The sequence below is a fragment of the Streptomyces sp. JH34 genome (assembly GCF_029428875.1).
GTDB lineage: Bacteria > Actinomycetota > Actinomycetes > Streptomycetales > Streptomycetaceae > Streptomyces.
The window spans coordinates 3,293,012-3,305,368 of sequence record NZ_JAJSOO010000001.1 but is presented as its reverse complement, the minus strand read 5'-3'; the positions used below and the strand labels follow the sequence as shown (position 1 = coordinate 3,305,368).

Below are 12,357 nucleotides of genomic sequence, written 5' to 3'. Positions count from 1 at the left end.
CCGGCCTCAGCCGCCCACGTGGGCGCCCAGCTCCTTCGCCGCCTCCGTGAGGTCCTTCGCAGTGTCGATGGCCCGCCAGTACGCCCCGTGGGGCAACGGGAAGCCGGCCAGGCGGCGCTCACGTGCCAGCCTGGGGAACGTCGTCCGCTCGTGGTCACCGCGGTCGGGCAGCATCCCGGTGAACGCGGGCGCGAAGACGTACACCCCGGCGTTGATCAGGTACGGGGAGGGCGGGGACTCGATGAAGTCGGTGATGTGGCCGAACGCGTCCGTCTCCACGGCGCCCCACGGGATCCGCGGGCGGGCCAGCGCGAGCGTCGCGGTGGCGTCCCGCTCGGCGTGGAAGGCGGCCATCTCCCGCAGCGAGAAGCGGGTCCAGATGTCGCCGTTGGTCGCGTACCAGGGCTCCGACGGATCGGGCAGCCGCGTCGCGGCATGCTTGAGACCGCCGCCCCGGCCCAGGGGCTCGGTCTCGACGACGGTCGTGACACGCAGCGGAAGGTCGGCCGAGGCCAGCCACTCCTGCAGCACATCGGCGAGATGGCCGCACGAGATCACGGCGTCGGTGACGCCCTCGGCGGCCAGCCAGGAGAGCTGATGGCCGATGATCGGGGTCCCGGTCCCCGGGATCTCGACCATCGGCTTCGGACGGTCATCGGTGTACGGGCGAAGCCGCGAGCCCTGACCACCCGCCAGGATCACGGCCTGCGTCGGAAACGTATGCATGCCAGGCACGATATGCCGTGCCCGGACACACCCGGCTCAGCTGAACTGTGCGACGCCCGAGGCGAAGGAGGTGTCGCAGACCGGGCGGGAGAAGCGGTGGGCGCGCGTCGGACCGTACTGGTCCACGGCGGCCTTGCCGAGCGCCTTCGCGATCGACATGCAGTGCTTCGCCAGCGAGGGGCGCCCCTCGACGGTGCGCTGGAGGCTCGTCAGGGCGGCACCCGGGTCCTTCTCGCGGAGCTCCAGCAGGAGCTTGTCCCGCAGAACGTCCTGAGGAGCCGGGGCCTTCGCCTGCTTGGACACGGTCTCCGAGGAGGCCGTCAGCAGCTGGGTCTCGGTGTCCTGCCCCGACCACTGCACACGGGTGACCGCGAGGGTCCCGGACAGAACCATGACGACGGGCAGTACGAGGGCTAGGGTTCGGCCGATTCGGCGCGCGGTGTGGGTCACGCAGCGAGCGTAGCGGGCAGTGACGGCCTGGCGACATTTCGTCACCCCTGCGGGGGATGGTTCGAGTGGTCTTTTCGAATCACACGTTGACAGGCCGGGGTGAATTGACCGGTGTGCCAGGGTATTTGAAGCCCGCCGGATCCGAAACCCGATCCCGCCCACGACACGCGAACGGCCCCGCGTCCTCGAAGGGACGCGGGGCCGTGCAGCGGTACCGGACGGATCAGGCGGTCAGGCGCTCACCGGTCGAGGTGGCGAAGACGTGCAGCTCGTCCGGGCGCGGGACGACGTGCAGCTCGGTGCCCTTCTCCGGGACGGCGCGGCCGCCGACACGGACGACCAGGTCCTTGTGCTCGCCACCGACCTGCGCGGCACCGTAGACGAAGCCGTCGGCGCCGAGCTCCTCGACGACGTTGACGGAGACGGCCAGACCGGCCGGGGCGTCGGAGGAGGCCTTGGAGAGGCCGGTCGCGGCGGCGCCACCGTGCTCGACGATGTCGAAGTGCTCCGGGCGGATGCCGACCGTGACGGTGGTGTCACCACGGTTCGCAGCGGCGGTGAGCGCCTCGCGGGAGACCGGGACGACGCTGTTGCCGAACTTCACGCCACCGTCGGTGATCGGGACCTCGACGAGGTTCATCGCGGGGGAGCCGATGAAGCCGGCGACGAAGAGGTTCGCCGGGCGGTCGTACATGTTGCGCGGCGAGTCGACCTGCTGGAGCAGACCGTCCTTGAGGACCGCGACGCGGTCACCCATGGTGAGGGCCTCGACCTGGTCGTGGGTGACGTACACGGTGGTGATGCCGAGGCGGCGCTGCAGCGAGGCGATCTGCGTACGCGTCGAGACACGGAGCTTGGCGTCGAGGTTCGACAGAGGCTCGTCCATGAGGAAGACCTGCGGCTCACGCACGATCGCGCGGCCCATCGCCACACGCTGACGCTGACCACCGGAGAGCGCCTTCGGCTTGCGGTCGAGGTAGTCGGTGAGGTCCAGCATCTTGGCGGCCTCTTCGACCTTCGCCCGGATCTCGGTCTTGTTCACACCGGCGATCTTGAGGGCGAAGCCCATGTTGTCCGCGACGGACATGTGCGGGTAGAGCGCGTAGTTCTGGAACACCATGGCGATGTCCCGGTCCTTCGGGGGCAGGTGCGTGACGTCGCGGTCACCGATGCGGATGGCACCGCCGTTGACGTCCTCGAGACCCGCGAGCATGCGCAGGGAGGTCGACTTGCCACAACCGGAAGGCCCGACGAGGACGAGGAACTCACCGTCCGCGATCTCGATCTCGAGCTGGTCCACAGCCGGCTTCGTGGAGCCGGGGTAGACGCGGGACGCCTTGTCGAACGTGACACTGGCCATGGCGATTCTTCTCCTCCACCGGCAGGAACGTGCCGGACGATCCGAGTAAGGGAGTGGTGTGGTCCACTGGAGTGAACCTGAGGTGACGCTACCTGGCGTTCTCGAATATGTCAGTAGTCCGAAGGGCATGAAACAGTCCGAGGCCGTGTGAAATTCGCCGGCAGAGCAACGCACTTTTGACCGTGTGCAAGCCACGGCAGAACTCCGTCTCCGGGTCCCGTGCCGTTCGCTGCACTTCCTGCTTCAGCGCCCGCTGCCGATCGGACGCATCCCTGGGGGATGCGCCCGCCCGGTCCTACATGGGCTCCACAGGCATCACGGCCGACGGCCCGTCGGTCCGTAACGCTCCCTCACGCGGCCGGCAGCACCGCCGGCAGCTCCGACGCCTTGATCACAGGCGGAGGTACGCGCCCCGACGGCAGCGCGCACGACACCAGCCGGTAGAGCCGCATCCCTTCCTCCCTGAGGTTTCGCGCCGCATTCACATCCCGGTCGTGCCACGCGCCGCACTCTGGGCACAACCACTCCCGGACCGACACGTCGAGGGGCGCCCCCTTGGCATGGCAGTCGGCGCACCGCCGTGTCGAGGGGAAGAAGCGGTCGACGATCACCAGCGTGCGCCCGTACCACGCGCACTTGTACCGCAGCTGCCGCAGCAGCTCGCCCCAGGCCGCGTCCTGGATCGACCGGATCAGTCCGGCCTTACGCCGACGCCCTCTCCCCGTGGCGGGCCGCAGCAGGTTTGTGATGGCCAGATCCTCCACCACGAGCACTTGGTTCTCGCGCACGAGGCGGGTGGTCAACTGGTCCAGCATGTCCTTGCGCGCGTCACTGATCAGCGCGTACAGCCGGGCGATGCGTTCCCGGGCCTTCTCCCGGTTCGACGAGCCCTTCTTCTTCCGGTGCAGCCCCCGTTGCAGCCGCGCCAGTTCCTTCTCGTGCTTCCGCATCAGGCGCGGATGATCAGTCTTCGTCCCGTCGTCCAGCGTCACCAGCGCCGCCAGACCCAGGTCGATCCCCACCGCCCTCGGCTCACGCCCACCTGGCAGGAACACAGCAGGCAACGGCTTGATCCGCTCCTCCACCAGCACCGAGACGAAATGGCGCCCCGCCCGGTCTCGTGTCACCGACAGTTTCACCGGGTCCGCACCCTCCGGCAGCGGTCACGACCACCGCACGTCGAGCGGCTCCGACTGCTTCGCCAGCGTCAGCCGCCCCGTGCCCGGCAGTTCGGGGTCCTCCATCCAGCGGAATCCCGTGCGCACGTACGTCGCCGAGTTCCGCGAGCGGTGCTTCGTCTTCCGCTGCGGATATTTCGCCGACTGCTTGAAGAAGCGCGTGAACGCTCCGTCCAGATGACGGAGCGACTGCTGCAGCACCGTCGACGACACCTCCCGCAGCCAGCTCGTCCCTGACGCCTGCCGCCACCCCGTCAACGCACGGCACGACTCGGCGAACCCCACCGACACGCGATGCTGCTCCCAGGCGCCGACGCGCAGGGCCAGAGCCTCGTTGTAGACCCAACGGCAGGCCCCGAAGGTCTTCCCCAGCTGCTCGGCCTGTGCCGGGCTCGGATAGAAGCGGTAGCGGTACACACGCTGCTGCGTGCCGGCCTCCTTGGCCCGACTTCTCGGAACCCCGCGTGTGCTGCCGTGGTCCGTCCTGCGGTCGGCGATGCCGAGGGCCTCCCGCTTGATGCGTCTCGCCTCTTCGCCTGTCACCCGTACCGGCTTGTCCACCGTGTCCGTCATGCCCGCCCTCCGGCTGTCCGATATGCGGAGCAGCACGTCAGTCCTCTTAACGCACGGGTGGTCGGAGGGTCACGGCGGTGGCGAAACTTCGTGGAGCGCGGCGCGCGCTGCTGTGTAGAGTGAGGGCTTGCGCGCGCGGTTTCGGCGTGCGCTGTGCCGCCTTAGCTCAGTTGGCAGAGCGGTTGCCTTGTAAGCTCCAGGTCGTCGGTTCGATTCCGACAGGCGGCTCGAAATGCCAGGTCAGCATCATGCTGGCCTGGTTTTTTGTTGCCCGGGCCGCGATATCGGCTCAGATCCACCACTCCCGGGACGCGGACGTTTCCGCGCGTGTAAGAAATGTGCAGGAAGCGTAGGGGCGGGTGGGGAGAGCGATAGATGAGTCGTCGGTCCAACGGTCTGGTCGGTGCGTGGGCGGAGGCCCAGCGGCAGCTTCAGCGCCAGCACGAAGCGCAGCATCGTGCGGCCGTTCAGGGAGCACGCGAGCAGGAGCGGTTGCAGCGGGCCCACGAGCGCGACATGGCGCGGCTGCACCGGGAGCAGCAGGCCGAGTACCGGCGCAGGCGTGAGGCGGATGCGAGACGGCGTACGGAGGAGCTCGAAGCTCGGGTCGGTGTGCTGGAGGGTCTGCTGGCGGCCGGCTCCCGGGAGTCTGCGTTCCGGATGGCGTCGCTGGGGCGGGCTGAGGAGATCGAGCCGTTCGCCCCTGGGCAACTGGCGTATCCCGTACCCATGCCTGACGTGAACCGGTACCAGGTGCAGGGCGGCTGGACCGCCGGGCGGCGGGCGCAGGCGCAGCAGGAGGCGCACGCGAGGTACCAGCAGGACTGGCGGGCCGCGCAGGCGGCGGAGGCGCAGCGGCAGCAGCAGCTCGCGGCATATCGGCGTCAGTACGACGACTGGGCGCAGGGGCAGTTGAGCGAGATCCGGCGGCACAACGCGGGGGTCTCCGAGATGGCGGTGGCGCTGCGACGAGGTGATGCGGGTGCTGTGGTGGAGTACTTCTCGGCTGCGTTGTACTCGTCATCGGCCTGGCCGGCGGAGTTTCCCCGTCAGGTGACCGTCGCGTTCGATCCGGCGGGTCGGCAGCTTGTGCTGGACTGGGAGTTGCCGGGCTTCACGGTGGTTCCCGAGTCGAAGATCGTGCGGTATCTGGTGGGCTCGGACACGGAGAAGGAAACGCCGCGGCCCGTGGGCCGGCGAAGGGCCCTCTACCGGGACGTGCTGGCTCAATGCATGCTGCTCGTGTTGCGGGACGTTTTCGCGGCGGACGAGTTCGAGGTCGTGGAGTCGGTGGCGCTGAACGGCTTTGTGCATGACATCGATCCGGCGACGGGGCGCCAGGCGTCGGTCTGCCTGAGCACGACGATGGTCTCGCGGACCGAGTTCGGCGGGTTGAACCTGGAACAGGTGAGTGCGGTGGACTGCCTGACGGACGCGTTGCGAGGGCAGCTGTCGGCTCGTCCCGATCAGCGCGTGGCCGTCCGGCCGGGCAGGGTCCCGGCGGAGCTGGAGTCGGGCTCGGTGCACGGCGGCGGTGCTGAGCCGGATCTGCTGGAGATGGACCCCATCGAGTTCGAAGGGCTGGTCGCCGAGCTCTTCCGGGCGCGAGGGATGCATGCGGTGACCACGCAGCGTTCCAACGACGGTGGTGTCGATGTCGAGGCCATGGATCCGGACCCGATCAGCGGCGGCAAGATCATCGTCCAGGTGAAGCGCTACCGGAACACGGTTCCTCCGAGTGCCGTGCGTGATCTCTACGGCACGGTCCAGGGAGCTGGGGCCAACAAGGGTGTGCTGGTGACGACGTCAGGCTTCGGTCCCGGCTCATACACCTTCGCCGAGGGCAAGCCGCTGACTCTTGTGTCGGGTACGGAGCTGGTCGACCTCCTGGGGCGCTGTGGGCTGCGGGGGAGGCTGCCGGGTGGAGGCGGGGCCGGGGTACCGGCTCAACGGTCGTCGCCCGAGGGTGAACCCGACGGTGAATACAGTGTGCTGGGTATGACGTGGTCGGGCGTCGTGGCCCTGGATGTGTGCGCACTGGTGTGCCGGGGCGGGCGGGTGCTGAGTGATGACCACTTCGTCTTCTTCAACAATCCGCGGACTCCCGATGGCGCTGTGCGGGCTGTGCCGGGGTTCGCGGAGGACCGGGCGGCGTTGAGTGTGTCGTTCGACGCGCTTCCCGCTGAGGCTGACCGTGTGGTGCTCGTGGCCGCTGTGGATCCGGACGCTGAGCCTGCCGGTGATCTCGCGGGGTTCACGCAGGCCTCCATCCGGCTGCGGGATGCCCGGGGCGTGGAGCTCGACCGACTGGAGGTGTCCGACGGCAGGGCGGGGGAGGTGGCGCTGGTCCTCGGCTCGTTCAGGCTGCGGGGTTCCGGTGACTGGGAGTTCGTGTCGGGAGGAAAGGGATACGCCGACGGGTTGGGGGCCTTGCTGCGGGAGTACGGCATCGAGGTCGCATAAGGGGCTGCCGCCCCTCGCTGCCCCGTGCCGACTATCGCGGTTCCACACGGGTCGGGGCCCCGGAGCCCCGGTTCAGACACCCCCAGTCCCGCCGTCCTCCCGGTCCGGGGCCCGTTCGAAGTCCTCCTCCGCCCGGCGCTGGATGTCGTCGGCGTCGGCCAGGAGCCGGTCGATCCGTTCCGCGCCGCCGGGGCCGGGCGGGGGGACGTCGGTCAGGGTGTCGTACAGGTAGCCGCACGCCTCCTCCTCGCTCCCGAAGCGCGCGATGACTTCCTCCTGGCCCCGCTGGCGCAGGAGGACCGGCCAGGCGTCCCCTTCCGGGCGCAGGACGTAGTAGGCGTCGAGCTGGACGGGTACGCCGTGGACGCCCGGGATCTCGTAGAGCGCGTCCGGTACCTCCTCGCGGCGGAGCCGCTCGGTGAGTTCGGTCCTGTTCATCGGGTCCCCTCGCATGCGCCTGGGCGGGCCCCGGCCGTGCCGGGGCCCGCCCAGGGGAGTGCGGTCGTGATCAGTTCAGGGCTTCGAGCTTTTCGGCGTTGACGAGTTCCGAGACCCGCTGGTTCGTCTTGTACTGGATCCCCAGGCCGGGCTGCCCGAACCAGGGGCGGATGCGGCCGGCCTCCACCGTGAACGCTTCGTTGACCCGGTACAGGTGGTAGCTGTACGGGTAGTCGTTCGTGTACTTCACGAGGTTGCTCGGCGGGATGGCGCGCTTGGCGTACGGGGTCCCGGCGGGGGCGAGGAAGTTGCCGCGGCCGCTGCCGAAGAGATCGACCAGCTGCCCCACGCGGAGGGTCAGGTTCTTCTTCACCGGATTGCCCGCGCGGTCGAGGAGGAAGCCGTCGTTGTCCGGGTACCACCAACCGGACTCGCCGGTCGTCGGGTTGGTCTGCCAGTAGCACCCGAGGAACCAGTACACCGAGGTCGGGCCCGTGCGGTGGTAGTCACGCAGCATCGCACCGATGGCGCCGGTCCTCGGGAGGACCTCGGGGCCGAGGCGCCAGTCGTCGAGGTAGTACTCCTCGAGGGGTGTGGTGGGTGCCCCGTTGGTTCCGCGTGTGCGTGCGTCCGTCGGGCAGTGGGTCCCGGGGCGAAGGTTGTCGCCGGTGTCGGCGTGGGCGGCCGTGGGCGTCAGCCCGACGAGGAGGAGCAGCGAGGCGATTGCGCCCGATGCGATGTTCCGCAGCACCCGCATTGAGGTGGTCCCTTCTCATGGCCCGCGTCGGCCACGAGGGGCAGGCGGACGTCGAGTTCGCGTCACGGCGCCTGTGTGGAGGGCGCCGTGGTGTGGTGACCCTCAGTCAATTGCGGTTGTGGCGGCGCGCGGGGACGGGGGTACGCGCCGTCACTCGTACGGAGCTGTGCTTTCTCCTGATCGGCCTAGGGGTGTCGCCGCCCGCTGACGGTCGGGGGTCAGTGCCGGCCCGAGAGGCGGTCCGCCGCCTTCGCGACAGGGTCCGTGGTGGGGGAGGAGGAGGCGGCTTCGCGGCGGTCGGCGGTGCGGTAGGCGGCGTAGAGGGCGTGGACGCCGAGCCAGCGCAGCGGTTCGGGTTCCCAGCGGCGGACCTTGTGGTTGACCCAGGGCAGGGCGGTGAGGTCGGTGGGGCCCGCCTGGCCGGAGTCCTGCTGGATGAGGTCGCGCAGGGTGCGGGCGGCGAGGTTGGCGGTGGCGACGCCGGAGCCGACGTAGCCGCCGGCCCAGCCGAGGCCGGTGCTGCGGTCCAGTGTGACGGTGGCGCACCAGTCGCGGGGGACTCCGAGCACGCCGGACCACGCGTGGTCGATGCGGGCACCCGCGGTGGTGGGGAAGAAGCGGACGAGCAGGTCGCGCAGGGCCTCGACGGTGGCGGGCCGGGTCCGGGCCGTTCCGTGGACGGTGGCCGCGGCCGATCCGTAGCGGTAGGGGACGCCGCGGCCGCCGAGGGCGATGCGGTCGTCGGCGGTGCGCTGGGCGTACATGTAGGCGTGGGCCATGTCGCCGAGGGTTTCGCGGCCGTCCCAGCCGATGGTGTCCCAGACGGCCTCGGACAGCGGCTCGGTGACGATCATGGAGGAGTTCATGGGGAGCCAGGTGCGTCGGTGGCCCTTGAGGCCCGCTGTGAAGCCTTCGGTGCAGCGCAGTACGTAGGGGGCGCGGACGGTGCCGTACGGGGTGACGGCGTGCTTGGGCCTGATCTCCGTGACGGGGGTCGACTCGTGGATCGTGACGCCGAGTGCTTCGACGGCGTCGGCGAGGCCGGTGACCAGTTTGGCGGGGTGCAGGCGCGCGCCGTGCGGGGTCCAGGTGGAGCCGACGGCGCCGGACACACGGATGCGTTCGGCGGTCTCGCGGGCGCCGCGCAGGACGCGGTCGGTCTCGCCGAAGGCGATCTCCACGGAGTGGAAGTCCTTGAGGCGGGCGAGCTGGGAGGGGGTGTGGGCGACTTCGAGGACGCCGCCGTGGTGGATGTCGGCGTCGATGTCCTCCTCGCCGGCGACGCGTATGACCTCGCCGACGGTGTCGTTCATGGCTTTCTGCAGGCGGACGGCCGCGTCGTGGCCGTGCAGCTTGGCGTAGCGGTCGCGGCCGGCGATGCCGTTGTAGAGCCAGCCGCCGTTGCGGCCGGAGGCGCCGTAGCCGCAGAACTTCGCCTCCAGGACGGTGATGTTGAGGAAGGGGACCGCCTTCTTGAGGTAGTACGCCGTCCAGAGGCCTGTGTAGCCGCCGCCGACGATGCAGACGTCGGCGGCGGTGTCGCCGGGCAGGGGCTCGCGGGGCGTGGGGGTGCCCTGGTTCGCGTACCAGAACGAGATGCCGCCGTTGACGGTACTGACGGTGTTCATGTGTCCCCTGCTTGTCCGTGTGCAGCCCAGTCGCTGGAGGGACGGTACCTCTAGGCTCGCGGTGTGATCGACGTTCCGGACGACCTGGTCATGAATCTGGGGATGCACAGCGGTGCGGCGGGGCGGGAGTTCGCCGACGCGCTGCCCGCTCTGGCGGGGAGGTGTCTGGAGGAGTGGGGGCTGCGGCCCGACGGGGCCCCGATGAGCGGGATGTGCGCGCTGGTGCTTCCCGTGGTGCGGGAGGCGGACGGCCGGCGGGCGGCGCTGAAGCTTCAGCCGGTGGACGAGGAGACGGTGGGGGAGCCGGTCGCGCTTCGGGTCTGGGGTGAGGCCGGTGCGGGGGTGGTGGGTCTGCTGGATCACGATCCGGCGACCGGGGTGATGCTGCTGGAACGGCTGGACGAGCGGCGCCCGTTGACGGGGATGGCCGATGCGCGGGCCGCGGTGCGGGTCCTCGCGGAGTCGTTGGCCCGGCTGGTCCGGGTGCCGGCTCCGCCGGGGATGCGGCGGCTCGGGGACGAGGCCGTCCGGATGCTGGAGGAGGCGCCCGGCGCTGCGGCGAGGCTGGGCGACGAGGGCGAGCGGCGGTTGTTGCTGGACTGCGCGGCCGCGGTGCGGGAGGTGGCCGGGGAGCCGGGTGACCGCCTGCTGCACTGGGACCTCCACTACGACAACATCCTGGCGGGACGGGCGGAGGACGGGCGGGCGGGGGAGTGGGTGGCGCTGGATCCCAAGCCGTTGGGCGGGGATCCGGGGTTCGAGCTGTTCCCGGCGCTGGACAACAGGTTCGACGCGTCCGAGGTGTTGTGGCGGTTCGATCTGCTGTCCGGGGTGCTGGGGCTGGACCGGGAGCGGGCGCGGGCGTGGACCCTGGGGAGGGTGCTGCAGAACGGGTTGTGGATCCGGGGCGGGGGACGACGGCTTCCCGTGCACCACGCGGAGATCGCGCGGCGGTTGCTGGGGCGGAGCTGAGGGGCGCGTGGTCGGACCGCCTGTCTAGGCTGCCCCCATGATTCGTACAGCCACGTCCGAGGACGTCCCCGCCATCCACGCCATGGTCCGTGAGCTCGCGGACTACGAGAAGGCGCTCGACGAGGCGAACGCCACCGAGGAGCAGTTGCGCGAGGCGCTGTTCGGCGAGCGGCCCGCGGCGTACGCCCATGTCGCGGTGTCGGACGACGACGGTGAAGTGGTCGGTTTCGCGCTGTGGTTCCTCAACTTCTCCACGTGGCGCGGGGTGCACGGCGTCTATCTGGAGGACCTGTACGTCCGTCCGGAGAGGCGTGGTGGCGGCTACGGGAAGGCGCTGTTGACGGAGCTGGCGCGGATCTGCGTGGAGCGCGGTTACGGGCGCCTGGAGTGGTCGGTGCTGGACTGGAACGCCCCGTCCATCGCGTTCTACGAGTCGCTGGGTGCGCGTCCGCAGGACGAGTGGACGGTGTACCGGCTGACGGACGGGGCGCTGGCGGAGCTCGGGGCGGCCTGAGCGGGGTCGGGGCGGCGTCTTGGCTCGCGGGCGGCACCTCCCGGTTCTGCCCGAGGTCAGGGGGTTTCCGCCGTGCGGGGGGCGTCCGGTGCCGTACCGCCGAGCAGCCGTACCGCCAGGACCGCCGCTTCGATGCCGCTGTTGAACGCGACCTCGCTGAGGAGCCCCGGGGCGGCGACCTGGTCGCCCGCGAGCAGGATGCCGTCGCCGCGGTCGACGGCGGGCCGGTCGCGCCAGGTCGTGCCCGGCTGGTCGACGGCGCCGGTGCGGCCGGACGCGAGGGCTTCCCGGCGCCAGGTGGTGCGGTCGCGCCAGCCGGGGAAGCCGAGGTCGAGCAGGTCCTCGGCGCGGCGCAGGGCGTGGGCGCGCGGCGTGCCGGGGGCGAGGGGGATCTGGGCCTGGACGAGTTGTTCGCCGGGCGGGGCGAGTGTCGGGTCCTGGGCGGTGAAGCGTTCGATCCAGCCGGGGGCGTCGAGGTCGGAGATGATGAAGGGGTCGCCGCGCCGGGTGCGCAGGGCCAGGTCGAGCAGGGCGGTCCGGCCGCTGTCCCAGGTCAGGGCGGGGTCCTCCAGGAGGACGCGGGCGGAGTCCAGCTGGGTGGCGACGATCACGGGGCCGCCCCGGCTCAGTTCCGCCAGCTCGTGGGGGCCGACGCGTGCGTCGGTCCTGAGGTGTACGCCGAGGTCCCAGGCGCGGGCGGCCATCCGGTCGACGAGCCGCGCCCAGCCTCCGACGGGGTAGCGGGCCTCCGGGGGCAGTGCGGCGGCGCGGCGCAGCCGTTCCTGGACGAACGCGGCGGACAGCGAACCGGGGTCGTGGTGGAAGAGGGCCACACCCATGTAGTGGGCCGCCGCGCGGGCGCCCTCCTCGCCCACCTGGCCGACGGCCCAGCTGTGGAAGTCGGTGTCGACGGGTGCCAGGCGGGGGTTGCGGCGGGTGAGGCGCAGCATGGCGAGGGGCGGGGTCCTGCGTAGTGCGCCGTCGCGGTGGAAGAGGAAGCGGGCGCCTTCGAGCGGTGGTACGGAGGCGGACGGGCCGAGCAGTCCGCGTTGTCCGAGCCAGGTCCAGTGGGGGCCGCGGCGGTAGAGGGCGTGCGGTCCTTCGTTGGTGAGGTAGGGGCCGTCCGAGGTCCTGGCCCGTCCGCCGAGCGTGTGGTGGGCCTCGTGGAGGGTGACCTGCGCCCGGGATTCGGCGGCGGTGATGGCGGCGGTCAGCCCGGCGAGACCGCCGCCGACGATGTGGATGCGCTGCATGGCTGGGTCTCCTCGCGGTGGGCGCTGTTGCAGGGAGGACGGTTC

Annotated in this window: 12 protein-coding genes and 1 tRNA gene; 4 read left to right on the top strand and 9 right to left on the bottom strand. The window is 70.7% G+C overall.

All coding sequences use genetic code 11. From position 1 onward, the window contains the following. Positions 1-6: 6 nt before the first annotated feature. From LWJ43_RS14575 to LWJ43_RS14555, 5 genes are all read right to left on the bottom strand, one after another. A complete protein-coding gene (locus tag LWJ43_RS14575) occupies positions 7-726 on the bottom strand; it encodes a nucleotidyltransferase family protein (RefSeq protein ID WP_277332690.1) in 720 nt (239 codons plus the stop codon). A gap of 36 nt (positions 727-762) precedes the next feature. Continuing rightward, on the bottom strand, positions 763-1,176 hold the full coding sequence (locus LWJ43_RS14570) for a hypothetical protein (protein ID WP_014154883.1): 414 nt from the start codon (positions 1,174-1,176) through the stop codon (positions 763-765). Between the two features lie 223 nt (positions 1,177-1,399). Then, the gene (locus LWJ43_RS14565) at positions 1,400-2,536 is read right to left on the bottom strand and encodes an ABC transporter ATP-binding protein (protein ID WP_277332689.1); all 1,137 of its coding nucleotides are present in this window, start codon (positions 2,534-2,536) and stop codon (positions 1,400-1,402) included. A 350-nt stretch (positions 2,537-2,886) separates the two neighbouring features. Next, positions 2,887-3,675 (bottom strand): RNA-guided endonuclease TnpB family protein, encoded by a 789-nt coding sequence (locus LWJ43_RS14560; RefSeq protein ID WP_277332688.1) that lies wholly within the window; start codon positions 3,673-3,675, stop codon positions 2,887-2,889. A 24-nt stretch (positions 3,676-3,699) separates the two neighbouring features. Continuing rightward, a complete protein-coding gene (locus LWJ43_RS14555) occupies positions 3,700-4,287 on the bottom strand; it encodes an RNA-guided endonuclease InsQ/TnpB family protein (RefSeq protein WP_277332687.1) in 588 nt (195 codons plus the stop codon). A gap of 155 nt (positions 4,288-4,442) precedes the next feature. Here LWJ43_RS14555 and LWJ43_RS14550 point away from each other — a divergent pair. Both LWJ43_RS14550 and LWJ43_RS14545 read left to right on the top strand, forming a co-directional pair. Beyond that, positions 4,443-4,515, top strand: a tRNA-Thr gene (locus LWJ43_RS14550). A 147-nt stretch (positions 4,516-4,662) separates the two neighbouring features. Further along, the gene (locus tag LWJ43_RS14545; protein WP_277332686.1) at positions 4,663-6,750 is read left to right on the top strand and encodes a restriction endonuclease; all 2,088 of its coding nucleotides are present in this window, start codon (positions 4,663-4,665) and stop codon (positions 6,748-6,750) included. 72 nt (positions 6,751-6,822) lie between these two features. On the opposite strand, the gene LWJ43_RS14540 is transcribed toward LWJ43_RS14545, so the two are convergent. The 3 genes from LWJ43_RS14540 to LWJ43_RS14530 all read right to left on the bottom strand — a co-directional run bounded on the left by LWJ43_RS14540 (position 6,823) and on the right by LWJ43_RS14530 (position 9,573). Beyond that, positions 6,823-7,188: a hypothetical protein gene (locus LWJ43_RS14540; RefSeq protein ID WP_277332685.1), complete on the bottom strand. Its 366-nt coding sequence runs from the start codon at positions 7,186-7,188 to the stop codon at positions 6,823-6,825. 70 nt (positions 7,189-7,258) lie between these two features. Next, the gene (locus LWJ43_RS14535) at positions 7,259-7,945 is read right to left on the bottom strand and encodes a TNT domain-containing protein (RefSeq protein WP_277332684.1); all 687 of its coding nucleotides are present in this window, start codon (positions 7,943-7,945) and stop codon (positions 7,259-7,261) included. A 218-nt stretch (positions 7,946-8,163) separates the two neighbouring features. Then, positions 8,164-9,573, bottom strand: a complete 1,410-nt coding sequence (locus LWJ43_RS14530) for an NAD(P)/FAD-dependent oxidoreductase (RefSeq protein WP_277332683.1) — start codon at positions 9,571-9,573, stop codon at positions 8,164-8,166. 90 nt (positions 9,574-9,663) lie between these two features. On the opposite strand from LWJ43_RS14530, the gene LWJ43_RS14525 reads away from it, so the two are divergent. After that, positions 9,664-10,545 carry an aminoglycoside phosphotransferase family protein gene (locus tag LWJ43_RS14525; RefSeq protein ID WP_462100950.1) on the top strand — a complete coding sequence of 294 codons (882 nt, stop codon included), beginning with the start codon at positions 9,664-9,666 and terminating at the stop codon, positions 10,543-10,545. Between the two features lie 37 nt (positions 10,546-10,582). Continuing rightward, positions 10,583-11,059: a GNAT family N-acetyltransferase gene (locus LWJ43_RS14520; protein ID WP_277332681.1), complete on the top strand. Its 477-nt coding sequence runs from the start codon at positions 10,583-10,585 to the stop codon at positions 11,057-11,059. 56 nt (positions 11,060-11,115) lie between these two features. On the opposite strand, the gene LWJ43_RS14515 is transcribed toward LWJ43_RS14520, so the two are convergent. Further along, positions 11,116-12,312: an NAD(P)-binding protein gene (locus LWJ43_RS14515; protein WP_277332680.1), complete on the bottom strand. Its 1,197-nt coding sequence runs from the start codon at positions 12,310-12,312 to the stop codon at positions 11,116-11,118. Positions 12,313-12,357 lie beyond the last annotated feature (45 nt).

Bases quoted from the DNA above. Each gene is read 5' to 3' on its own strand.
- LWJ43_RS14575 (WP_277332690.1), bottom strand. From the start codon at position 726: ATGCATACGTTTCCGACGCAGGCCGTGATCCTGGCGGGTGGTCAGGGC.
- LWJ43_RS14565 (WP_277332689.1), bottom strand. From the start codon at position 2,536: ATGGCCAGTGTCACGTTCGACAAGGCGTCCCGCGTCTACCCCGGCTCC.
- LWJ43_RS14555 (WP_277332687.1), bottom strand. From the start codon at position 4,287: ATGACGGACACGGTGGACAAGCCGGTACGGGTGACAGGCGAAGAGGCG.
- LWJ43_RS14545 (WP_277332686.1), top strand. From the start codon at position 4,663: ATGAGTCGTCGGTCCAACGGTCTGGTCGGTGCGTGGGCGGAGGCCCAG.
- LWJ43_RS14540 (WP_277332685.1), bottom strand. From the start codon at position 7,188: ATGAACAGGACCGAACTCACCGAGCGGCTCCGCCGCGAGGAGGTACCG.
- LWJ43_RS14535 (WP_277332684.1), bottom strand. From the start codon at position 7,945: ATGCGGGTGCTGCGGAACATCGCATCGGGCGCAATCGCCTCGCTGCTC.
- LWJ43_RS14530 (WP_277332683.1), bottom strand. From the start codon at position 9,573: ATGAACACCGTCAGTACCGTCAACGGCGGCATCTCGTTCTGGTACGCG.
- LWJ43_RS14525 (WP_462100950.1), top strand. From the start codon at position 9,664: ATGAATCTGGGGATGCACAGCGGTGCGGCGGGGCGGGAGTTCGCCGAC.
- LWJ43_RS14520 (WP_277332681.1), top strand. From the start codon at position 10,583: ATGATTCGTACAGCCACGTCCGAGGACGTCCCCGCCATCCACGCCATG.
- LWJ43_RS14515 (WP_277332680.1), bottom strand. From the start codon at position 12,312: ATGCAGCGCATCCACATCGTCGGCGGCGGTCTCGCCGGGCTGACCGCC.